General features: G+C 69.1%; 23 protein-coding genes, 1 tRNA gene and 1 pseudogene (1 of these 25 only partly in view). 9 read left to right on the forward strand and 16 right to left on the reverse strand.

Translation table 11 applies throughout. The features are described 5' to 3' along the window. Nucleotides 1–2366: pseudogene (locus ACFXGX_RS32695) on the forward strand (ADP-ribosylglycohydrolase family protein) (it extends 564 nt beyond the left edge of the window). Between the two features lie 126 nt (nucleotides 2367–2492). Here the strand turns inward: ACFXGX_RS32695 and ACFXGX_RS32700 are convergent. The 3 genes from ACFXGX_RS32700 to ACFXGX_RS32710 form a co-directional block, all read right to left on the reverse strand. Beyond that, nucleotides 2493–2864: a hypothetical protein gene (locus ACFXGX_RS32700; protein WP_384798451.1), complete on the reverse strand. Its 372-nt coding sequence runs from the start codon at nucleotides 2862–2864 to the stop codon at nucleotides 2493–2495. 59 nt (nucleotides 2865–2923) lie between these two features. Continuing rightward, nucleotides 2924–3439 (reverse strand): DUF3293 domain-containing protein, encoded by a 516-nt coding sequence (locus tag ACFXGX_RS32705; RefSeq protein ID WP_384798454.1) that lies wholly within the window; start codon nucleotides 3437–3439, stop codon nucleotides 2924–2926. Between the two features lie 631 nt (nucleotides 3440–4070). Next, on the reverse strand, nucleotides 4071–4337 hold the full coding sequence (locus ACFXGX_RS32710) for a GNAT family N-acetyltransferase (RefSeq protein WP_384798518.1): 267 nt from the start codon (nucleotides 4335–4337) through the stop codon (nucleotides 4071–4073). A gap of 90 nt (nucleotides 4338–4427) precedes the next feature. Here ACFXGX_RS32710 and ACFXGX_RS32715 point away from each other — a divergent pair, with 90 nt between their 5' ends. Both ACFXGX_RS32715 and ACFXGX_RS32720 read left to right on the forward strand, forming a co-directional pair. Further along, on the forward strand, nucleotides 4428–5570 hold the full coding sequence (locus tag ACFXGX_RS32715; protein ID WP_384798457.1) for a hypothetical protein: 1143 nt from the start codon (nucleotides 4428–4430) through the stop codon (nucleotides 5568–5570). 160 nt (nucleotides 5571–5730) lie between these two features. Beyond that, a tRNA-Arg gene (locus ACFXGX_RS32720) sits at nucleotides 5731–5803 on the forward strand. Nucleotides 5804–5874: 71 nt separating this feature from the next. Here ACFXGX_RS32720 and ACFXGX_RS32725 read toward each other — a convergent pair. The 13 genes from ACFXGX_RS32725 to ACFXGX_RS32785 all read right to left on the reverse strand — a co-directional run bounded on the left by ACFXGX_RS32725 (nucleotide 5875) and on the right by ACFXGX_RS32785 (nucleotide 13120). Beyond that, on the reverse strand, nucleotides 5875–7026 hold the full coding sequence (locus tag ACFXGX_RS32725) for a tyrosine-type recombinase/integrase (protein ID WP_384798460.1): 1152 nt from the start codon (nucleotides 7024–7026) through the stop codon (nucleotides 5875–5877). Next, the gene (locus ACFXGX_RS32730) at nucleotides 7026–7214 is read right to left on the reverse strand and encodes a helix-turn-helix domain-containing protein (protein WP_384798463.1); all 189 of its coding nucleotides are present in this window, start codon (nucleotides 7212–7214) and stop codon (nucleotides 7026–7028) included. The genes ACFXGX_RS32725 and ACFXGX_RS32730 overlap by 1 nt, the downstream gene beginning before the upstream one ends. Continuing rightward, nucleotides 7211–8602, reverse strand: coding sequence for a replication initiator protein RepSA (gene repSA, locus ACFXGX_RS32735; RefSeq protein WP_384798466.1), 1392 nt, complete (start codon nucleotides 8600–8602; stop codon nucleotides 7211–7213). Before repSA ends, ACFXGX_RS32730 begins: the two co-directional genes overlap by 4 nt. Next, nucleotides 8590–8793, reverse strand: a complete 204-nt coding sequence (locus ACFXGX_RS32740; protein ID WP_384798469.1) for a hypothetical protein — start codon at nucleotides 8791–8793, stop codon at nucleotides 8590–8592. Before ACFXGX_RS32740 ends, repSA begins: the two co-directional genes overlap by 13 nt. Continuing rightward, the gene (locus ACFXGX_RS32745; RefSeq protein ID WP_384798472.1) at nucleotides 8793–8981 is read right to left on the reverse strand and encodes a hypothetical protein; all 189 of its coding nucleotides are present in this window, start codon (nucleotides 8979–8981) and stop codon (nucleotides 8793–8795) included. The genes ACFXGX_RS32740 and ACFXGX_RS32745 overlap by 1 nt, the downstream gene beginning before the upstream one ends. Before the next feature lie 85 nt (nucleotides 8982–9066). Then, entirely contained in the window at nucleotides 9067–9618 is a 552-nt protein-coding gene (locus tag ACFXGX_RS32750) for a GGDEF domain-containing protein (protein WP_384798475.1), read from the reverse strand. Nucleotides 9619–9715: 97 nt separating this feature from the next. Next, nucleotides 9716–10048 carry a SpdD-like protein gene (locus ACFXGX_RS32755; protein WP_384798478.1) on the reverse strand — a complete coding sequence of 111 codons (333 nt, stop codon included), beginning with the start codon at nucleotides 10046–10048 and terminating at the stop codon, nucleotides 9716–9718. A 23-nt stretch (nucleotides 10049–10071) separates the two neighbouring features. Beyond that, nucleotides 10072–10212, reverse strand: a complete 141-nt coding sequence (locus ACFXGX_RS32760) for a hypothetical protein (protein ID WP_384798481.1) — start codon at nucleotides 10210–10212, stop codon at nucleotides 10072–10074. A gap of 11 nt (nucleotides 10213–10223) precedes the next feature. Then, nucleotides 10224–10415 carry a mobile element transfer protein gene (locus ACFXGX_RS32765; RefSeq protein WP_384798484.1) on the reverse strand — a complete coding sequence of 64 codons (192 nt, stop codon included), beginning with the start codon at nucleotides 10413–10415 and terminating at the stop codon, nucleotides 10224–10226. A gap of 19 nt (nucleotides 10416–10434) precedes the next feature. Beyond that, entirely contained in the window at nucleotides 10435–11121 is a 687-nt protein-coding gene (locus tag ACFXGX_RS32770) for a DUF2637 domain-containing protein (RefSeq protein WP_384798487.1), read from the reverse strand. After that, the gene (locus ACFXGX_RS32775) at nucleotides 11121–11339 is read right to left on the reverse strand and encodes a hypothetical protein (RefSeq protein WP_384798490.1); all 219 of its coding nucleotides are present in this window, start codon (nucleotides 11337–11339) and stop codon (nucleotides 11121–11123) included. The genes ACFXGX_RS32770 and ACFXGX_RS32775 overlap by 1 nt, the downstream gene beginning before the upstream one ends. Nucleotides 11340–11408: 69 nt before the next feature. Next, a complete protein-coding gene (locus ACFXGX_RS32780) occupies nucleotides 11409–12764 on the reverse strand; it encodes an FtsK/SpoIIIE domain-containing protein (RefSeq protein ID WP_384798493.1) in 1356 nt (451 codons plus the stop codon). A gap of 2 nt (nucleotides 12765–12766) precedes the next feature. After that, entirely contained in the window at nucleotides 12767–13120 is a 354-nt protein-coding gene (locus tag ACFXGX_RS32785) for a hypothetical protein (RefSeq protein ID WP_384798496.1), read from the reverse strand. A gap of 151 nt (nucleotides 13121–13271) precedes the next feature. Between ACFXGX_RS32785 and ACFXGX_RS32790 the strand changes: the two genes are divergently transcribed. The 6 genes from ACFXGX_RS32790 to ACFXGX_RS32815 form a co-directional block, all read left to right on the forward strand. Then, nucleotides 13272–13643, forward strand: a complete 372-nt coding sequence (locus ACFXGX_RS32790; RefSeq protein ID WP_384798500.1) for a GntR family transcriptional regulator — start codon at nucleotides 13272–13274, stop codon at nucleotides 13641–13643. A 234-nt stretch (nucleotides 13644–13877) separates the two neighbouring features. Further along, the gene (locus ACFXGX_RS32795; RefSeq protein WP_384798503.1) at nucleotides 13878–15092 is read left to right on the forward strand and encodes a helix-turn-helix domain-containing protein; all 1215 of its coding nucleotides are present in this window, start codon (nucleotides 13878–13880) and stop codon (nucleotides 15090–15092) included. An 18-nt stretch (nucleotides 15093–15110) separates the two neighbouring features. Next, the gene (locus ACFXGX_RS32800; RefSeq protein WP_384798506.1) at nucleotides 15111–15596 is read left to right on the forward strand and encodes an NUDIX domain-containing protein; all 486 of its coding nucleotides are present in this window, start codon (nucleotides 15111–15113) and stop codon (nucleotides 15594–15596) included. Between the two features lie 2 nt (nucleotides 15597–15598). Continuing rightward, complete coding sequence (locus tag ACFXGX_RS32805) at nucleotides 15599–16036, forward strand: NUDIX hydrolase (protein WP_384798509.1); 438 nt, start codon at nucleotides 15599–15601, stop codon at nucleotides 16034–16036. Nucleotides 16037–16809: 773 nt separating this feature from the next. Then, nucleotides 16810–17247, forward strand: a complete 438-nt coding sequence (locus ACFXGX_RS32810) for a trypco2 family protein (RefSeq protein WP_384798512.1) — start codon at nucleotides 16810–16812, stop codon at nucleotides 17245–17247. Nucleotides 17248–17329: 82 nt separating this feature from the next. Continuing rightward, a partial coding sequence (locus ACFXGX_RS32815) for a tetratricopeptide repeat protein (RefSeq protein WP_384798515.1) occupies nucleotides 17330–19772 on the forward strand: 2443 nt, incomplete at its 3' end.

The raw sequence follows: 19772 nt of genomic DNA on the forward strand, positions 1-19772 counted from the left end.
CACCAACCCCCGGGGGGGGTACGGTCTGTTTGCGCCCCCCGGGGTTCGTCGGTCCGGCCCTGCGGGGCGAGCCCGCCGTTGGGCCCGAGGCCGCCGTCGCCGTCAGCGCGCTCACCCACCCGGACACCGACTGCGCCGACGCCTGTGTGCTGTGGTGCTCCGGCATCCGCACCGCGGTGCTGCACGGAACCTTCGACGGCGTGCGCGCCGGCCTGGACCTGATCCCCGCCGAGCGCCGCGAGGTGTGGGCGAAGCGTCTGGACGAGGCGGAGGCCAACCCGCCGCACCACTTCACCAACAACGGCTGGGTCGTCCACGCGCTCCAGGCCGCCTGGTCGGCAATCACCCGCACCGCCGTCCCCGAGCTGAACCCCGCCGAGAACACTTTCCCCGCACAGCACTTCGGCCTCGCTCTGGAGGCAGCGGTGCGGGCCGGGACAGACACCGACACCGTCGCGGCGATCGCTGGCACTCTGCTCGGCGCGCGATGGGGCTGCTCCGGCATCCCACTGGAGTGGCAGCAGGCCGTGCACGGCTGGCCCGGCCTCACCGGAACCGACCTGGTCCGGCTGGCGGCGCGCACCGCCCGGGGCGGGAGCGACGACGCCCAGGGCTGGCCCTCGGCGCCCCGCATGTCCGTCGGCGGCCACCGCAGCTTCGCCATACCCCACCCGCACGATGCCGGGGTGGTGCTGGGCAACCTGGCGCTGGCCCAGGGTGCCGAGCCGGTCGACGTCGAGGCCGTGGTCTCGCTGTGCCGCATGGGCACGCACCCGATCCTGTCCGGCACCGATGTCGAGCACGTCCGCGTGTGGCTGGTGGACAGCAACGGGAAAAACGCCAACCTCCACTACGTTCTGGACCAGGCCGCCCGCCAGGTACTGCGGTTGCGTCAGGAGGACAAGCGAGTCCTGCTCCACTGCCTGGCCGGGCAGAGCCGTACCCCGGCCGTCGCCGCGCTCTACAGCCACCTGGCCACCGGCACCGACTCCAAGACCGCGCTCAACGACCTGCGCCGGGTACTGACCAGCGGCTGGCACCTCGAGGCGCACCCGCAGATGCACGACGCGGTGCACGAGCTGACCGCCGGGCGCGCCGGAGGCGGGCAACCGGTTGGCCCAGGCATCGCAGCGACTGCTCCGGCCGCGGCCAGGCTGGCACCGACCCACTGCACCGCGCCGCGGGAACGGGACCGGACGCCTGTCGAGCAGGGGCAGGAGGAGCTGGACCTGGGTCTTGACGAGGAGCCGGAGCGGCAAAGGGAGTTCCTGAAGGGGAAGGGGACGGTGTCCCGGGTGCGCGGGATGATGCTGGGTCTGGCGCTGGGCGACACGTTGGGAGCTGCGAAGGGCAAGCTGCCTGCCGAGGGCGTGTTGCGGGCCAGCGTCAGCACCCAGTTGGCCTGCTTCACCGCCGAGGGCACGATCCGTGCTTGGGTGCGGGGCACCCAGAGGGGCGTCTGGGGTCCGTCGGGGGTGGTGTGGCACGCCTACTGCCGGTGGGCGGCCCTGCAGGGGATCGAGGTCGAGCGGATGCGGGAGCGCTGGGCCGACGTCGCCGAGGTGTGGCCGGACGGCTGGCTCGCCCAGGTGCCCGCGCTTGCACAGCGGCGCGGTTCGGCACCGGCGACCGTGACGGCCCTGTCAAAGACCGAGCACGGAAACATGGGGGTGCCGACGGCCAGCCGGGGCTGCCACGCCCTCACCCGTACCCTTCCCGTCGCTGTTGTCGGTACCGTTCACGGCTCGGAACTGTCAGCCCAGTTGGCCCGGGAAATCGCCGCCCTCACCCACGGCGACCGAGCCGCGCAGTCCGCAACAGCCCATGCAGCCGTGCTGGTCAGCCACTGCCTGACCAGCACCCCCGAGATGCAGGATGCCCTGTTCGGGGGACAGTCGCAGGTGCGGCAAGCCCTGACGGACGGCATACATGCCCTTTCAGAAGCTGCCCCCGGTCTGACCAACGCCGAGCAGAAGCGGCTCATCAGGGTGCTGCAGCAGGCCGAGGACCAGCCTGCGGACGCAGGATGCCTCGCAGAACTCGCACCGGACGCCACCGCGCCCTCGGCTCTGCTCGGCGGCCTGTATGTCGCCGCTTCCTTCCCCGAGCCGGCTCAGGTGCACGACGCACTGCGCTTCGCCGCCGGGGCGCCGGACGGCGACTCGGTCGCCTGCGTGACCGGCGCGCTGCTCGGAGCGGCACACGGCGTCGAGGCCCTGCCCGTCGATCTGATCAGCCGCCACGAACTGGCCTGGGTCCTCGACACCCTGGCCCGCGACCTCATCACCCAGCTCACCGACTTCCCGAGCGGTGACGGATACAACGGTGGCTGGGACCCGCACTGGATGGACCGATACCCCGGCTAGTGACCAGCTAGCCCCGCCTCGACGAGGTCGCTGGGATCAGCCGAGGGTGTCGAGGCGGGGCTGGAGAGGTGCCTACCGGGACCAGCGGCGGCTTCCTGACTGCAGGGGCGAGTGGAGCCGAGTTCCCTATGACCGTGGGGCAGGCAAGGCACTCACATCGCAGGCGGACGATCTCTGGCCGACCCCAAAAACTATGGACGGCTTGAGCGCGGGCCCGGTGGTGGCGTAGGACTCGAGGCGGACTCCGGTGCGCTGTTCACACGACTGTCGGCGATCGTGGATGTGCTTCACGCGGTAGGCGAGCCGGCTGGTCCACTGAGCGACCTCAACGGGTGTCACCGGGGCGCCGCATTGCCGCAGCCACCTGACGGGGTCGAAACGCTGATTGGTGCCGGTGAGCGCGTCGGCCAGATCGAGGGCAAGGATACGCCGGGCTTGGTCGTCAACGGCACTGTCGGCGATGGCAGCGGCGAGGGTTTCGTAGTCTCCGCGATTCATGGAGTGGCTCCTTGGGGGTGCGAGGTCGTCGCCTCGGCGGGTGCGACTGATTGGTGGGGTTACGCGGCAGGCGACTGGGAGAACCGGCGGGATGGTGGTGTGAGGAGGGCGGCGTGCCAGTCGGCGAGGACCGTTTCGTGGGCCGCGTCGGCGCAAACCAGCAGTCGCCATGAGGCCGGTGCCCAGGCGAACACGGCGTCCTGGCCGAACCGCCGCCCCAGAGCCCGCGCCTGGGCATCATCCATACCGACGACGGCTGCGCTGATTTCTGCGTAGGTGCCGACCGGGTCGCCCCCGACGGCCGGCCACCACTGCAGCCCATGAAGACCGATGTCGTGCAGCAACTCGTGTTGCGCCCGGAGATTGGTCCGTGCGGTGGTGGGGCGTCCGTGGGGATTGAAGGCGGTCACGATGTGGATCGTGTGCGCGCTATCGAGCGGATACGGCAGACCCGCCACGCCGTCCAGAGGCCCCGGCGTAACGCGAATGCTGTGCGTGGGAAAGGCAATATCCACGACCGCGCGCAGATAGTTCGGCCACTGCGTGGGCTCGGTGAAATAAGAAACGGCAGGCATAGGAGTCTCCTTCAAAAGGGGACCCCCTTACCTGCCGGCAGGGAGATCTACAGCCCCGCTAACGCGGGACAATCGCAACTACCAGGTGTTGATCACCTGACGGGCGGAATGTTGCCACATGGCTCTGCTCGAAGTCCAGAGGTTGCCCCCAGAGAATGGGCGTCATTGCTGCGCACCCCGCGCCATGCTGGGGCCGCCACCAACTGCGCCGGTCGCACCCGCACGTTGAAGATCGACTTTCCGATCAGCTTCGTCATCCCATCAACGAAGCCTGGCACTCCTCGCATCGCCGAGTCGCCCGCCGGGTGGTGTTGCCGTCCGTGGCCACCGCCGGACAACTGCTGCTCAGACGGTCCCAGAGTCCGGGCGCAGGATCGTGAATCCACCCCCACCGCGGCGGCTTCACCAGTTCCTCTGTGAGGTGCGCGCATGCTCCCGGCAGGTGCGCGTACTGCGTGGGTGAGATCAGGATCGTGTCCGCAGGGAAACGCCGCCATTCCTGTCGTGGCTGGGACGCGGGACGCGACTTCGGCGCAGACCCGTCAGGTGGACAGCCGCAGCCCAGACCGATGATGCACTCACACCGTTCGCAGCGTTCTTCCTTCACAACCTCGCTCGTTCCCTTGCCTTCTCATGCCTTGCTGGTGTCGACCCTGTAGACGATCTTCCCCTCGAACTCCGCGAACCCGAGCGACTTGTAGAAGGCGCGGGCGCCCGGGTTGTCGCGGTCGGTCATCCACTCGACGCGGCTGCACCCGGGGCGCGCCGCAGCAATGACACGCAAGTCGTTCATGAGGCGTTCGCCGACTCGCTGCCGACGGAGCTCATCACGGACGTAGAGCTCCTCCCCGGTCCCAGCCGCGTCGGCCGTCCTGCACACCACCCACCCGTCGTCTATCTGATCTTCCTCTGCGCGATCTCCTTGTTCGGCTCAGCGCGAGCTACCGCCTGCCACCTCCAGCGTCCCCTCTGGTGGGACCTCGTCCGCATGAGCGTCCGTACCCACATGGGCGATGCGGTCGCCGACGCCCTTTTGCCGGTCGGCCCGACCCGAGGCCAGTGGAACTACTACTTCCACGCGAAACTGAAGCCCGCCTTCGCCGAGGTACGCGACATCAGCCGGGACCTGTGGATCCAGCAGGCTCTCGAGCACGGGATGCTGAGCGAGACGGGCACTCGGGTCAGCCGGAGCTACCCCGAGCGCCACCAGGTCATTCACGCCGATGCCACCGTCGCCTGCCCGCCCTCCTCACAGAGGCACAGCGAGACTGTCAACGAGGTGACCGGGGAGATCCGCTCGCACCGCGTCGATCCTGACGCCAGCAATACAGTCGAAGGCGGTGGGACCCGCGTGTACGGCAACAAATTCCTCTCTGCGGCCGTCCGCCTCGGCAACATTCCCCACAGCCGAGTCATCCTGGGCATCGAGTCCATCCGCCACAAGTCGGCCAAGCGCGACCCCCACCGCGACGACGAAGGCACCGCCTTCGTCAAGCTCGCCCGGTACGTCCTCGGCCGAGCCCCTGGCCTGCGCGCCATCACCTACGACACCGCCCTCCGCGGATCCCACCGTGCACCCCTCATCGCGGAGGGCCTCGTCGTCTTCACCACCCAGCACGGAGGACTCGCACCTGAGTCCCTCCAACGTTTCGAGGACGATCCCTGCAGCCACGACCTCTATGTCGCCGAGGGCCGCGTCTGCGAACGCCTGATCACCGACGACGGCACCACTCACTACACGCCGCTCCCCGTGGAAGAACTTGAGCGCCGCGAGTCGAAGCGGACCCGCTTCTACCACCGGCTGACCATCCCCTGCGGGGTGAAGAACCACACCCTGCGCATCCGAGTCGACGAAACCCCGGAGGACCGGGAGATCGACCCCTCGACCAGACGGCAGCGCTTCAACCGCACCGAGCACCTGAGGCAGATACCGCCGGACACCCATGCCGGCCGCCGACTCAAGGGCTTCCGCCAGGACAGCGAGTCCCAGCACTCCCGCTTCGACCAGAGCTACCCCCACAAGAGAGTCCCTGCCTACGGAGCCGACGCGGCCCTGCTGATCTACATCGGTTACTCCTGGCTGAGCAACTCCGTCGCCCGAGCCAAGATCACCCACGCGCTCGCCGCCTGAGCCAGTGCGCACATCTCTCCGCCCTCGGATCAGGTACCACCCGCTACACTGACCGCGGTGGCTATGCCCTCACGGGCTGCCACCACGACCTGTCGCCAAGCAAGCCTGAGCGGTCCGCCCATCCCGGCAGACTTTCAGACACGTTTTCCGACAGATCCCCGCCTTCGTAGCTCAGGGGATAGAGCACCGCTCTCCTAAAGCGGGTGTCGCAGGTTCGAATCCTGCCGGGGGCACAAGGGAAAAGGGCACCTACGGATCTCCGTAGGTGCCCTTTGACATCCACTTCTGACATCAACGAGCACGGTCAATGACGACCGGGGCGCTTCCTCAAGAGCCGGTCCATGTGACTCATGGCCTCACGCTGGGTGTCCTGCACGACGTGCGTGTACACGTCCATGGTGATGCTGATCTGCGAGTGGCCGAGGATCTCCATCACGACGCGGGGCGCGACCCCGGCCGCCGTGAGCAGAGTGGCGGTGCCGTGCCGAGCGTCATGTAGGCGGATCACACGAAGGCCGGCGGACTCGGCGACTCGGGTGAAGGAGCGGTAGACGTTCCGCGGCTCGACCTGGCGCCCGGTGCGGGTGGTGAAGACGTAGCCCGACCCGTGCCACCGCTCCCCCGCCTTGCTCTGTGCCGCCGACTGCCGCATCCGGTGCCAGCGCAACGGAGCAATGCACAGCGCGGGCAACGGGACGACACGGCGACGACGGCTCTTGGGATCGTCGTCGTAGAGGACGCCGCGACGGCGCTGGGTCTGCTGCCGGACGTAGAGGACCCGGTTGTCGAGATCGAGGTCCGACCATCGGAGGCCGATGATCTCGCCCCGCCGGAGCCCCATGGCGATGGCGAGCACGAAGGCCGCGTAGAGCGGATCTCGGCGAGAGGCCGCGAGGAAGTCCAGCGTCTCGTCCAATGTCCAGGGGTTCAACTCCCTGTTGTCCGTGCGCGGCGGCTCGACGAGCTTGGCGACGTTGCGCACGATCAGCTCCTCGCGGCAGGCCGAGGACAGAGCGGAACGCAGCACGCGGTGAGACTCCTTGGCCGTCGCCGCGGTGGTCTCTTTCTCCATCCGAATGAGGAAGCGACGGACGTCCGCGACGCCGAAGGATTCGAGCCGCTTCGAGCCGAGGAGCGGCACGAGGTAGAGCCGGACGTGCGCCTCGTACTTGTCGTACGTGCTGAGCTTTCGCCGAGGCTTGATCACGTTGTCCAGCCAGTACGGCAGCCACTCGGAGAGCTTGGCCGACCGGGTGGGCACGGGCACGCCCTGGTCGACCTTGGTCAGGAGCTCCCGTCGCTTGGCGTCGCACTCGGCCCAGGTCTTGCCGTAGGCGAACTTCCGGGCCCGGGTGCCGTCCGGCTGGAGTACGTAGACCGCGCACTGAAAGCGGCCGTCCTTGCGCTTGGTGATCGTGCCCGCGCCGTTCGGGTTGCGCTTGCGCTGGCCGGCCATCAGGCAGCCTCCTCGATCCGGCTGAGGATGAAGTCCCGTACGGCATCGGCGGGGATGCGGCGAGCACCATCAATCTTGATCGATATCAGGCGGTGCGAGCGGATCAGGTCGTAGACCTTGGAGCGTCCGAGCTTGAGCCGTGCCATGACCTCCGGCACGGTCAGCAACTCGGCAGTGGCGGTGGTCATGCTGCGGCTCCTTCCTGGGTGAGTTGGTCGCGTATGGCTTCGCGGGCGGTTTCGCGGTTGTGCTGGAGGTCGCGGGCGATGGTGGCGGCGAGGGCGGATTCGCCGGGGGTGTGGCCGTGGCCGGCGTATTGCCAGTCGGCGAGGACGAGGACGGTGTCCGGCTCGCGGTCCTCGAGGCCGAGGGCTTCGCGTTCCTGTGCCGCGCGGAAGTCGGCGCGGGCCTGGCGGAGTTCGCCGAGGGTGGTGGAGTAGCAGCGGGACTTGGAGCTGAAGTGGCCGCGGAAGCCGAGCATGTGAGCCCACGCCCACAGCCGCCGGTCCGGGTAGAGCGGATCGAGCTGCTTGCAGGCTTCGATGAGGCGGCGGGTGTGGTCGGGGATGTGGCGGCGGTCGAGTTCGGCGAGTTCGCCGATGCGCCGGTCGAGGCTGCCGGTGTTCTCGGCTGCTTTCGTGGCGTACTTGGCGACGTAGGAGGCGACCGCCTGTTCGGTGATGTCCGAGCCGTCCCCGAAGGCCTTGATGGGGCGGACGTCGAGCTGGGTGCCCCAGCGGAAGGTGCGGGCGGGCTGGTCCTCGGCGGCCGGGACGGAGACCGAGGTGTAGGAGTGCGCCGCGGCGGCGTGGATGGCGTCGGTGAGAAGGCCGACAGTCGCCCAGGACGGCGGCGGGGTCTCGGGCCCCTCGGGTCCGTCGAGGCGGATCACGGCGTGGAAGTGCAGGGCGCCGCGCTTTTGGAACTCGGCGACCTTGCCGTACGACAGCCTTACATGGTTGGGCAGTTCGCTACGAGTGAGGCCGGCGCGAGCGGCGATCTCGCGGCGGAGGCGCGTGGTGAAGCGCTGCCAGAGGCCGCCCGCGTGGTTGTTGAAGAGGACGGCGCCCGCGTAGTCGTACGTCTCCGGGTCGAGTGCGGTCCCGAGCGCGGGATCGTCGGCCGGGTGCCGGGTCCCGCAGCGGCAGACGCCATGGTCGGGGCGGTTGTGGACGGGGCCAAAGGAGGGGGCGGTGAGGGTGGCGAAGACGCGGGGGTGATCGCGGACGGTGGAGGGGATGTCGCGGCGGTCGTCTCCGGCCAGGCCCGCGCGGATGAGGTGGTAGGTGTCGCCCGCGTAGGTGAAGGCGCAGGAGGGGCAGCGGGAGGCGCGCCGGTTGCCGCACGCGAGACGGAGCCGTCCGCCCGGCTCGGACTCGGTGGAGTAGTGGTGGAGGGTCTGGCCGGTGGTCTTTTCCTTGGTGAGGGTCCAGCCGGTGAGGTGGATGGGGTCGGAGCAGCCGCCGGTGCGGCGGATCTGCTCGTGCCAGCGGTCGAAGTCGTCGGCCGAAGCCACCCTCAGCAGATCGCCGAGGGTGACCGGGTCGAGCTGGGGTACGAGGCTCAACGGCGCCATCCCCGCTTCTGCGGGGTGCTGGCGTTGCTGCTGGAGGTCTCGTTGGAGGAGCGGCCGGCGCGGGTGGCCTTCGCGGTCCGGTCCTTGTCGTGCAGGTGGTGCGCCTTGACGATCTTCTTCAGGCGGTCGTAGTCGCCGTCGATGGGGTCGGGCGGGATGCGGTCGACTCCGCGGCTCCAGTTGCGGGGCATCAGACGGTCACCGCCTGGCGTGCGGCGCGGCGGGCGGTGGTGGTGCCGGTGCCGTGGCAGGCCGGGCAGTGCGCGGTGATGGTCCGCAGCAGTCCGTGCCGGTCGCGGCCGCCGAGGGTGACGGCGACGGAGGCGAAGCCGTCGCAGTTCGGGCAGATCCGGGCCCTAGGTCGGGTGTGGTGCGTCATGCTGGTGGTTCCTTTCGATTGCGGTTGGAAGGAAGGCCCCGGGTGGCGGCGTGCTTTGGCGGCTTGTGCGTCACCCGGTGGCCGCTCATTGCGTGGTGCGGGAGCCTCGACGGCCGCGGCCCTTTGCGGCGTACATGGCCGCGTCGGCGGCGGTGAGGGCGTCGGGCAGACACGGCACCGGCAGATCAGCGATGGCGCAGGCCCCGACCGAGGCAGCCAGCGGCAGCCGAACACCCCTGTAGGAGAGCGGCCGGTGGAGCGCCGTGGTGAGGGCGTTGAGGTCGACGGCGGCCAGGTTGGGGATGACGGCGACGAACTCGTCTCCGCCCAGGCGACCGGCGAGGCCGTGCCGTCCGCACCAGGAGCGGAGCCGGTCGGCAGTCTCGGCGAGCGCGAAGTCACCGGCGGCGTGGCCGTGGGTGTCGTTGAGGGTCTTGAAGTGGTCGAGGTCGACCAGGAGGACGGCCGCGTTCGGGTGCCAGCGGATGACGTGTTCGGCGCGGGCGGTCCATCCGCCCCGGGTGTGCAGGCCGGTGAGCGGGTCGCGGCGGGCGCATGCGAGGCGGCGGGCGAGGATGCTGCCGTGCACGGCCCAGCCGAGTAACGGCGCGGTACTGGCGACTATGTGCGCGTCCATGACGTACTCCTTTGGCGAGGCGAGGGCGGTTGGTCGGTGGAGCGCGGTCCCGGAGGCGGCTGCGTGCTTGGCGGCTTGTGCGTCGCCCCGGGGCCGGTCAGCGGCGGTGCTGGGAAGCGGTTAGCGAGCGGAGGACCACGGCGCAGACGGCGACGGACGCGGCGGTGACGGCGACCGCGAGGAGCAGCGAGACCAGGACGACGCCGACGACCAGGACCACGGCCGTTCCGCCGCCGACGAGCGCGAGCGCGGTGCCGGGGGTGAGCTGCACGGTCGGCCGGGCCGGTACCGGCGCCGGGAGGGGGGCCGGGGTGGGCGTGTAGAGCTGCGAGGCCTGCTGGATGACGGCAGTCGGCTCGACCACCCGGGCGGTGGGCGGGTTGATGTGGCCGGTGGGCTGGGGCATGTCCGGGACCTTGGGGCGGAGCATGACGGGTCTCCCTTCGGGGGTGGTTACTTGACGGCGGTGTCGATGACGGGGGCGAGGAGGTAGCCGCCGAGGAGGAGGACGGCGACGAGCCACCAGGGCGGGCGGATGAGCTTGACGCCGAGGTAGCCGACGACGATCAGGGCGAACCAGAGTGGGACCTGCACGGGGTGTCTCCTCAGCGCCGGGTGCAGTGGTGGGTGCGGGCGGCGAGCTGGGCGGCCGTCTGGCTGGAGTAGTCGGCGGACCAGCCGCAGTGGTCGTTGGTGCACACGGCGGCGTGTTTGGTGTGGCCGTTGCGGTCGCGGTGGGTGCCGATCTGCACCGGGCCGATCCGCATCACGGAGTGGAAGTGGTCGCGGGCGGGCATGACGGGTTCTCCCTTCGGGTCAGGCGAGTTGGGCGGCGATGGCGTCGGCGAGCTGGGGCGGGACGCCGAGGCGGGCGCGCAGGGTGTCGGTGTCGATGTGGGTGCCGGTGCGGGCCTGGTGGTCGGCGGCGAGCTTGCGGGCGTGGTCGACCAGCGCGGCCGGGACCGACGGAAGCGATGAAGCCGCTGGAGCCGGTGCCAGTGCCGGGGTGTCCTCGGCCGCGCGAAGCGGTACCAGTTCGGGCTGCGCTTCCGGGGCGGATACCTGCTCGACCTCCGGCGCCGGAACCGGGACCGTGGGGGCCGGCCGAACCGGCTCCAGGCCCTCGCTCTCGTCCTCGGTGGTGTGGGAGTGGGCGAGGAGGGTTCCGCCGAGGAAGGCGAGGGCGGGCCATCCGGCGATGCCGAAGCGCAGCCAGGCCGGGGGGTGGGCGAGGTCGAGGAATCCGGCGGTGGCGACGTTGGCGCCGAGCGAGGCGACCAGGGCGATCAGGAACCAGCACCAGGCCAGCCGCGAGGGACCGTCCGACCGGAGTCGGCGCCAGGCGGCGACCAGGAGTAGATCCACGCTGATCGGGTAGGCCCAGCCCTTCCAGCCGGTCTGTCCGGCAGCGTCGGCCAGCTCGTGCAGGTGGGCGAAGGACAGAGCTCCGGCAATGACGGCTTGGACCAGGACGGCGTCCAAGCGGAACGCGGGCCGGGCCATCAGAGGCTGCCGGGGTATTCGGGGCCATCAGCGGGGTCGTAGCCAGGCGGGAACGTCCCCGCCGGCGGCTCGGGCAAGGAAGCGGCCAGCGACGGCGCCACCGCGTCAACGAAGTCTCGGTCGGCGCCGGATGCGTCGGCGTAGAGGGCGAGTTGGCCCAGCAGAAGCACAGTGCGGGCGAAGTCCTCGCAGTCGGGGCACATGGCGGGATCTCCCATCAGCAGGCATGGAGGGGGTAGGGACCCGGCGCGAGACGGTCACGCCAACCGGATTGCAGGAGGGAGGAGTCAGGCGGTGACGGGAGCAGGCTTGGCGAGCGGTTCGGAGACCGGGGCCGGGGCGCCGACGACGGGCCGGAAGGGCGCGAGGGCGGGCAGGTTGGGGGCGCGGTCGGCGTAGCGGTTGCAGACGTTCACGGCCGCCCGCAGCGAGGTGTGCGGAGCGCGGATGCGGGCCCAGCCGCCGGAGGAGTCACCAGTCACGGCGATGCCGGGGGTGTCGGTGCGGATCTGGATCGCGGCGAGGACGGCGTCCGGGGCGATGTCCCCGAAGGCCATGTTCGCCGAGGACTCGTCGTTGACCCGGTGGGCGGTGCGGCCGGTGAGCTGGGCCCGCAGCATCGTGATGCCCTTGCCGAGCTCGGAGCCAAAACGCTGCCCGCAGATCTCCAGATAGATCCCCGCGGCCCTGCCGAGCTGGGCGAGCCGGACCAGCGCGGTGATGATCCGGTCCCGGCGCTTCTCCTCGTCCTTGGAGGCGAACAGCGCGAGTTCGGCGACCTCGTCCACCAGGACCACGATCGGCACAGGCCGCAGGTGCTCGGGCAGGTCCCAGATGTCGGCGGCGATCTCAGCGTCCGGCACGTTCACCGTGATCCGCTGTTCAGCCCGGATCACCTGATAGACGTCCGCCATGTGCGAGACCAGGGCTTCGAGGAGATCGAGAGCGGTGTCGGGGTTGTCGGCGAGCGCGGAGAACCGGCGCGCCAAGGGGAAGAGCTCGACGCCCTGCTTGCAGTCGATGCCGACCAGCGCGACATCCATCGGGGCGAGGCCCGCCACCAGGTTGCGCTGGTAGACCGACTTCCCCGACTCGGTGGCGCCGAGGGTGAGCCCGTGTGGGACGGCCCGGTAGTCGCGGTAATGCACCGCACCGTCCTCCCGCAGAGCGACCGGGACCCGCATCGGCGCCGGATCGGTCTTCGCGGGCATCTGGACCCGCTTGAGGACGTCGTAACCGGTCATCCGCACCTCGACCACACCCGAGCGCAGCTCACGCGAGGTCACGCCGTACATCCCAAAGGAATGGCGCAGCCGGTCGGTGGCTGCCGAGACATCGAACGCGTCCTGTCCGGGGCGGAGCTTGAGGCGCAGGACCAGGCCGGTCCGGGTCGGGCGAAGGCGCAAGATGCGCGGGGCCCGCGACTCCGGGACGGGCCGGTTGGTCATCCGAGCCAGTGCGAGGCGCCAGCGCGAGGGCGGCACTGTCAGCCTGCACGCGTCCATCACCGACGTGTAGTGCACCAGGACCCGCACCGTGGCGAAGACGGCCCCGAAGGCCAGCCAGTACCAGGCCGGACGCCGCCACCGCAGGACCAGCACGGCAGCAACGATCAAACCCAGGGCGACGGTTAACCCGGTCATGATCAGGCCGCCTTCGACGCCGAACCGGTGGCGGCGAGCGAGGTGACCGCGACCGCGCGGAACGCGATCCCGTGCCGCTTTTGCCCGTTGAACTCGTTCTCCCACGCCGAGGCCACCAGGCCGGTCAGCGCGACCGGGGTGCCCATGGCCAGGTCCTCGGAGACGCCCGGCTCGGGGACGGTGAGCTTCAGGATCTCCACCTCGTCCGGCGTGGAGAACATGACCTCCACCGTCATCAGCGTGACGCCGTCCTTGTCCACGGCGATCTCACCGGTACGACGATCCTTGACCTTCGGCTGCGGAGCCTTGGCGACCATCACGGTCGCATTCGCGGTGTCGACGGGAATCTGACGCATGAAGCGCTCCTCAGGTCGATCAACTTAACGTACTTAGTACGTCATCTTGAGTTCGAGCATGAACCTGTACTGCTTGGTGTGTCAAGTGGGTGTTCTCGACTCCTGTCGGAGCGATGTGCTGCACTAGGTACGACAACCACGGAGAGGGTCTATGGCCGACTTCACTGCTGGGCGCGCCGCGTACCTGCAGATTGCAGACGAGTTCAAGCGCAGGATCCGGGACGGCGAGCTTCCGGCAGGAGAGAAGCTCCCCTCAGAGGCGGAGCTGATGGCGCTGCACTCCGTGTCGCGTACGGTCGCCCGCCAGGCGATCTCACGGCTTCGCGAGGACGGCTATGCAGTCTCTCACCAGGGCAAGGGCAGCTTTGCGGCTCTGCCGGGTGAAGGTACCCCGGTCAAGCGCAGCCCCGAGTTCGAGCTGATCACGGAGTACCTGTCCGAGGTTCGTCAGGATGTACGCCGTCTCGCCGAGCGGATGGACCAGCTTGAGGATCTGGTACGCAAGCAGGCCCAAGGGCGGTGACCAAGACGTCAGCTCGACGCGCGATCTCCGAAAGCTCCTCAGCAAGTCCCCCTAACTTCTCGATCAGTTCGCGCTTCTCTGCCGGGGTCAGCACGGTCACAGCCCTCTCGTCGCCCTCACGGCCTGACAGTTCCTCAACCTGTCGACAACGCTAGGACCGGTCGGACCTACCACCCCGGAAAAACTCTCCGGGGCCGCAGAGAGAAGCGGGTGGACGCTCTTTCCATGCGAGGAATGACGACGAACCTGACGATCGGCGAGCGAGTCGCTTGGTACCGCCGCCGGCGCGGCATGTCCCAGGAGGTCCTGGCCGGACTGGTGGGCCGCACGGTCGACTGGCTGAGTAAGGCCGAGAACAACCGCCTTGAGCTCGACCGGCTGTCGGTCATCAAGAGCCTGGCGGACGCCCTGGACATCTCCCTCGGTGATCTGCTCGCCGAACCGACCCTCATGGACTGGACGCACGACAGCGGTAGGCACACGGTGCCGGCGCTTCGGTCAGCTCTGATGAACTACCGCCAACTCACACCCTTACTGGGACTTCCGACCGAGGGCGAGCCCACGCGGCTGGAGGAGCTGCGGAGGAACGTCACGGAAGTGCTGGATGCCTACCAGGCTTCACGCTACGGCTTCGCGACTCGCCACCTGCCGCTACTGCTGGCCGACGCTCTCATCGCGGCACAGGCCTACGAGGGCCGGGACCGGGAGCAAGCCAACGAGCTCCTGGCGCTCACCTACCAGAGCGCCGCCATGGTGCTCGGCAAGGTGGGCGAGGTGGATCTGGCATGGATCGCGGCCGACCGCGGGTTGGCCGCAGCCCAGCAGTCGGGCAACTCGGCTGTGACCGGCTCCCTCTTCCGGTCCGTGGCTCACTGCCTCCTGACCACTGGCCGCTTCGAGTCCGCCGTGCAGCTCGTAGGCGATGCAGCCGACTACCTTCGGTCTGGACTCGCCGACGCCGCTCCTGACTTCCTGTCGATCTACGGAACGCTTTTCCTCGCTGGGTCGATGGCCGGGGCCCGAGCCGATGACCGCTCGACCGTTCGCGAGTTCCTGGCAGAGGCGGATCAGGCGGCCCGTCGGCTCGGACGGGATGCCAACCACATGTGGACCGCCTTCGGCCCGACGAGCGTCGACATCCATCGCGTTGCCACTGCGGCTGAGCTGGGGGACATGCAGGTCGCTGTCGACCTGGGCCCGCGGATCGACACCAGCAACTTGCCGACAGAGCGGCGGACGCGGCACAACATCGAGGTGGCTCGCGCGCTCAGCGCACACAACCGCACCGAAGACGCGGTGGCGATGATTCTTGAAGCCGAGGCCTGGGCCCCTGAGCAGGTACGGAGCCACTACCTGGCGCGAGAGTTGGTCCTAACATGGATCCGGAATCATCGAGGGCGACCGAGCCAGACCATGGCCGGGCTAGCCGATCGGCTGCACGTGGTCTAACTGGGTACGCTCGGCTGCATGGCAGCGAACGAGCACGAAGCGAAGATGGCGCATCCGCGTATGGCCGCGGGTGCGCTCTTCTTTGACGCCGATGGCCGCGTTCTCATGGTGGAGCCCACGTACAAGGACTACTGGGACATCCCGGGTGGGTACGTCGAGACCGGTGAATCGCCGCTCCAGGCTGCCGACCGCGAGGTGCACGAGGAACTGGGCATCACGCCGGTGCTCGGTCGCCTCCTGGCTGTCGACTGGGCACCGAACGGCGCCGAGGGCGACAAGGTGCTGTACCTGTTCGACGGCGGCGAGCTCGCGCAGGAAACGCTGGAGGGGATCCACCTCCAGGCGGAGGAGCTGAAAGCCATCAGGTTCGTTGCCCCGCATGAGATCGCAGATCGCACGATCCCGCGACTGGCTCGGCGGATCCTGGCAGCGATCGAGGCCCGCACCGAAAGCACTCCGGTCTACCTCGAGCACGGCCAGGCGCCGGGCAAGCAGGCGGCATAGCGGTGGCGGGGGAAAACCCCAAACACTCAGTGTCAGTCGCGGGGGTCATCGTTCGCGCGGATGACAGGGTCCTCGCTGTCCGCCGGGCAGACAACGGCGCGTGGGAGCCGCCGGGCGGAGTCCTGGAGTTGGATGAGGAACCGCAAACCGGCGTAGTGCGCGAGGTCTTCGAGGAGACGGGTATCAGGGTCACCGTCGGCCAACTCACCGGTGTCTACAAGAACATGAAGCTGGGAGTTGTGTCCCTGGTCTTCCGCTGCGATCCATCGGCCGGCACCGAGCGCACATCCAACGAGTCGACTGCCGTTGCATGGCTCACGCCCGACGAGGTCCAGGAGTGCATGTCCAAGGTCTTCGCGATCCGAGTCTTGGATGCCTTGAACGGCAATGGGCCCCAGGTGCGGAGCCACGACGGGGAGTGCCTCATCTCAGCGGGATAGAACTTTCTCTACTTCATCAAGGCGGCTCGCTCCGCTCACCGCGCGGCCCGGTCCCCGGCCGGGCCTGCGCTCCTGTCTCCGCCCCGCTCCAGCCCGGCCGGCGCCCGTGCCGCGCTTAGAGGGGTGCGCCGAGACTCATGAGCAAGTACCCCACGTCGAGCAGGCGCGGTCAGAACAGTGCCTCCGGCGGGGGATCGGCCAGCACCGGGATGGAAGGGACGCCGTAGCCGACTGCGCGTCCGTTGGTGGCGTGCGTGGGAGTTCCCATCCCGTCCGCCGTCGACCCAGGCAAAGCCGAGCAGACGTGGGTCATGGCGTCCAGGTCGTTCGTACAGTGGCGCGCTCCACCTGGACGCCATGACCCACGCCCGCTCCACGATGTGTGGGTCGACGGCGGACGGGATGGGAACTGGGGAGAGCGGTGGGCTGATGGTTTTCCGCTTGCTGAGCGTTCAGAATGAGGTTTGCAGGCGCCGGAAACATATGAAACCGCAGGCGAGTTCGAGTTTGATGGCTCGGACGCACGAGCCACCCGCAGCGCACTCGTACAGGTCCGGCGGGGCGGCGCGCAGTTATGGCCAGACGCCGGTCTCGGCCCAGTCCCGCAGACGACGTCAGGCCGCCACTCCGGAACGCCCACCCTGTCTTCTCTGGGGATGCCCCTCCCGGGGCTGTCCGTGGATCCGTGCGGAAGTGCTGCGGGGCGCATGACGAATGGGACATGCTGATTGTTTTCCGGGGGCGCCAGTTCGGCGCGGTACATGGGGGTTGCCGTGGAAGCGAAGGTCACGTTGGCGGAAGCGTTGATGGAGTTGCGGCGTGAGTTGTATGCCGCGCAGGACGACGGGGCCGGCCAGCAGCTGCGGTTCGAGGTGGAGCAGGCGCAGCTGACGTTGGATGTGGAGTTCCGCCGCGGTGGTGACGGCAAGGTGAAGGTCGAGGTTGGCTTTCCTGGGGTCAAGGCCGGTGCTGAGGCGGGTGGCAGGTTGGAGGCCACGCATCGTCAGACACTGATGCTGAGCCTGCAGGTTCATGACGAGGCCCTGGGCGGCAGCCGTGCCAAGATCCGCCGCCCGTCTACGGAGGACGGTTCCGGAGCCGCCGCCGCGAACTCCACCGGTGCTGAAGCGTCCGAGCAGTCCACGGGTACTGAAGCACCGGATGGGACGTCGGGTTCTGGGGTCGGGGCGAAGCGGCCATGGGAGCGGTGAGATGGACGCACGGCGCCTTGTATGGGTGCGTACCGGGGATCCGGGGGGTTCCGGTTCCGGCTATCTGATCGGGCCCCAGCTCGTGCTGACGGCTCTGCACGTGGTGCTGCCGGACCAGCGGTGGGCGCTGCGGGTGCAGGCGCGGGTGGGGCATCCCCGTTTCGGTGACGTTGTACACCGACAGGCCGAGGTGTGCTGGCCGGATCCCCTTGAAGGGGTTCCGGCCAAGGATGCTCTCGACATGGCGCTGTTGTGGCTGGAGGAGCCTGTCCCTGTGGAGGATGGTCCGGTGCGGTGGGGGCGGCCCGGAGGGATCGTGCCGCTGCCGTTCGACGGAGCCGGTTTCCCCGCCTTCGCCGACGAAGCCGCCCGCGGGAACTTCGAGCACCTGCGGGGCGAGCTGCCGGTGGTGTCCACGTCGTCGTCCGACTGGGTCCTGGACTGCCGGGTGTGGCCGGACCTCGGACACGGCGGCGAGCGGCCGTGGGCGGGCGCATCCGGGGCGGCGGTTTTCTGCCGGGACCGGCTGGTCGGAGTGGCGGTTGAGGACAACCGGCCGATGGGCGGTCGCCGTCTGCAGGCCGCGCCCGTCCACGAAGCGCTCAGCCTGCCCGGCTTCGCCGACCTGGTCACCCGGCACGGCCATCCCGGCACCACTGTGTCTCTGGAGGAGATCACCGCCGGGCAGGCGGACACGGAGCGAAACGAAGACGCCGTGACACAGCCGGTGGTGCCTGTGCCGATCCCCCAACTGGCGACGGCGTTCCAGCCCCGCAGTGTTCTGCGGGACCGGATCGACGCTGCGTGGTCGGACAACCGGTCGGTCGTACTGACACAGGAACAGCCGCGCGTGTTGTCCGGTGGGGGCGGAGTCGGAAAGACCCAGCTCGCCGCCGCCTACGCCACTAACGCCGCCAAAAATCGCACTGACCTGGTCTTGTGGGTGGCTGCCGCCGAGGTACAACAGGTGACCACCCTTTACGCGCAGACTGCCGCCGCCCTGAATCTGCCCGGCGCCAGCGGCGAGGATCTGGAAGCGGACGCCCGCTTGCTGTTGGACTGGCTGCGCAATACAAGCCGCCGATGGCTCGTCGTCTTGGACGACATCACCGACCCGTACGGCATTCAACCACTGTGGCCCGCTAGCCAGACCGGCAGCGGCCGTGTGCTGGCCACCACGCGCAGCAGGGACGCTTCCCTGACCGGCAACGGCCGAATCCGCATCGACATCGACGTCTACACTCCCGCCGAATCCGGCACCTACCTGCAGCAACGCCTCAACGCTGAGAACATGGGCCACCTCCTCGACGACCACACGTCCGAACTCACCCACGCCCTGGGGCACCACCCTCTCGGCCTCGGCATGACCGCCGCCCACATGATCAACGAAGAACTCACCTCCACTCAGTACCTCAACCGGTACAACGATCGGCATGCCCTCCTGGAAGAGCTCATGCCGCCGACCGCAGACACGGAGGGCTACCTCAAGCCGAGACAGCCCACGCAGGTCACCGCCGCCCTCCTGCTCTCCCTCGACGCTGTACGGGCCAGCGACACCACCGGCCTTGCCACCACAGTCCTGCGCCTGACCGCCCTTCTCGACCCCGCCGGCCACCCCCATGCCTTGTGGAACACCCCCGCCCTCCTTGACCACCTCACCACCCACCACACCCCAGCCTCACAAGGCGACACCACCGCATCACACGCACAGGCCACAGCCGAGCAGGCCCACGCGGCCCTCCGCCTCCTGCACCGCTACGCACTGCTGACCTGCGACACCCGGGCCGAACCTCGCGCTGTCAGCATCCACGCCCTCACCGCCCGCGCCACCCGCGAAACCATCCCTGCCGACGAAATGGAGGCCCTCGCCACTGCGGCGGCTGATGGCCTCATCCAGCTCTGGCCCGACCCCGACCAGCACCACGCCGACCAGGCCGCCGTGCTGCGGGCCAACGCCAGCGCGCTCTCCGGCCACTCCAACGATTGCCTCTGGAACCCGGACGGGCACCCGGTCCTTTATCGCGCGGGCAACAGCCTTCTCAGCACCGGGCTGGCTGCCTCCGCCACCGCCTACTGGCAGTACATGATTACGGAAAGTGAGCGGCTGCTGGGCGGCGAGCACTCCGACACGCTCACCGCCCGTGGCAACCTCGCCTCCTCTTACTGGCAGGCGGGCCGGACCGGCGAGGCGATCGAGATCGAGGAGCGGGTGGTGGCCGACCTGGAGCGGCTGCAGGGGAGCGAGCACCTCTCCACGCTCACCGCCCGTGGCAACCTCGCCTCCTCCTACCAGCAGGCGGGCCGGACCGGCAAGGCGATTGAGATCGAGGAGCGGGTGGTGGCCGACCGGGAGCGGCTGCAGGGGAGCGAGCACCCCGACACACTCACCGCCCGTGGCAACCTCGCCACCTCCTACCAGCAGGCGGGTCGGACCGGCGAGGCGATCGAGCTGCTGGAGCAGGTGCTGGCCGACCTGGAGCGGCTGCAGGGCGGCGAGCACCCCGACACACTTACCGCCCGCGGGA

The organism is Streptomyces sp. NPDC059371, assembly GCF_042751995.1.
Lineage (GTDB): Bacteria > Actinomycetota > Actinomycetes > Streptomycetales > Streptomycetaceae > Streptomyces.

Excerpts from the sequence above, each read along its gene's own strand:
- ACFXGX_RS32700 (WP_384798451.1), bottom strand. The coding sequence starts at position 2,864 with ATGAATCGCGGAGACTACGAAACCCTCGCCGCTGCCATCGCCGACAGT.
- ACFXGX_RS32705 (WP_384798454.1), bottom strand. The coding sequence starts at position 3,439 with ATGCCTGCCGTTTCTTATTTCACCGAGCCCACGCAGTGGCCGAACTAT.
- ACFXGX_RS32715 (WP_384798457.1), top strand. The coding sequence starts at position 4,428 with ATGAGCGTCCGTACCCACATGGGCGATGCGGTCGCCGACGCCCTTTTG.
- ACFXGX_RS32725 (WP_384798460.1), bottom strand. The coding sequence starts at position 7,026 with ATGGCCGGCCAGCGCAAGCGCAACCCGAACGGCGCGGGCACGATCACC.
- ACFXGX_RS32730 (WP_384798463.1), bottom strand. The coding sequence starts at position 7,214 with ATGACCACCGCCACTGCCGAGTTGCTGACCGTGCCGGAGGTCATGGCA.
- repSA (WP_384798466.1), bottom strand. The coding sequence starts at position 8,602 with ATGGCGCCGTTGAGCCTCGTACCCCAGCTCGACCCGGTCACCCTCGGC.
- ACFXGX_RS32740 (WP_384798469.1), bottom strand. The coding sequence starts at position 8,793 with ATGCCCCGCAACTGGAGCCGCGGAGTCGACCGCATCCCGCCCGACCCC.
- ACFXGX_RS32745 (WP_384798472.1), bottom strand. The coding sequence starts at position 8,981 with ATGACGCACCACACCCGACCTAGGGCCCGGATCTGCCCGAACTGCGAC.
- ACFXGX_RS32750 (WP_384798475.1), bottom strand. The coding sequence starts at position 9,618 with ATGGACGCGCACATAGTCGCCAGTACCGCGCCGTTACTCGGCTGGGCC.
- ACFXGX_RS32755 (WP_384798478.1), bottom strand. The coding sequence starts at position 10,048 with ATGCTCCGCCCCAAGGTCCCGGACATGCCCCAGCCCACCGGCCACATC.
- ACFXGX_RS32765 (WP_384798484.1), bottom strand. The coding sequence starts at position 10,415 with ATGCCCGCCCGCGACCACTTCCACTCCGTGATGCGGATCGGCCCGGTG.
- ACFXGX_RS32770 (WP_384798487.1), bottom strand. The coding sequence starts at position 11,121 with ATGGCCCGGCCCGCGTTCCGCTTGGACGCCGTCCTGGTCCAAGCCGTC.
- ACFXGX_RS32775 (WP_384798490.1), bottom strand. The coding sequence starts at position 11,339 with ATGGGAGATCCCGCCATGTGCCCCGACTGCGAGGACTTCGCCCGCACT.
- ACFXGX_RS32780 (WP_384798493.1), bottom strand. The coding sequence starts at position 12,764 with ATGACCGGGTTAACCGTCGCCCTGGGTTTGATCGTTGCTGCCGTGCTG.
- ACFXGX_RS32785 (WP_384798496.1), bottom strand. The coding sequence starts at position 13,120 with ATGCGTCAGATTCCCGTCGACACCGCGAATGCGACCGTGATGGTCGCC.
- ACFXGX_RS32790 (WP_384798500.1), top strand. The coding sequence starts at position 13,272 with ATGGCCGACTTCACTGCTGGGCGCGCCGCGTACCTGCAGATTGCAGAC.
- ACFXGX_RS32795 (WP_384798503.1), top strand. The coding sequence starts at position 13,878 with ATGACGACGAACCTGACGATCGGCGAGCGAGTCGCTTGGTACCGCCGC.
- ACFXGX_RS32800 (WP_384798506.1), top strand. The coding sequence starts at position 15,111 with ATGGCAGCGAACGAGCACGAAGCGAAGATGGCGCATCCGCGTATGGCC.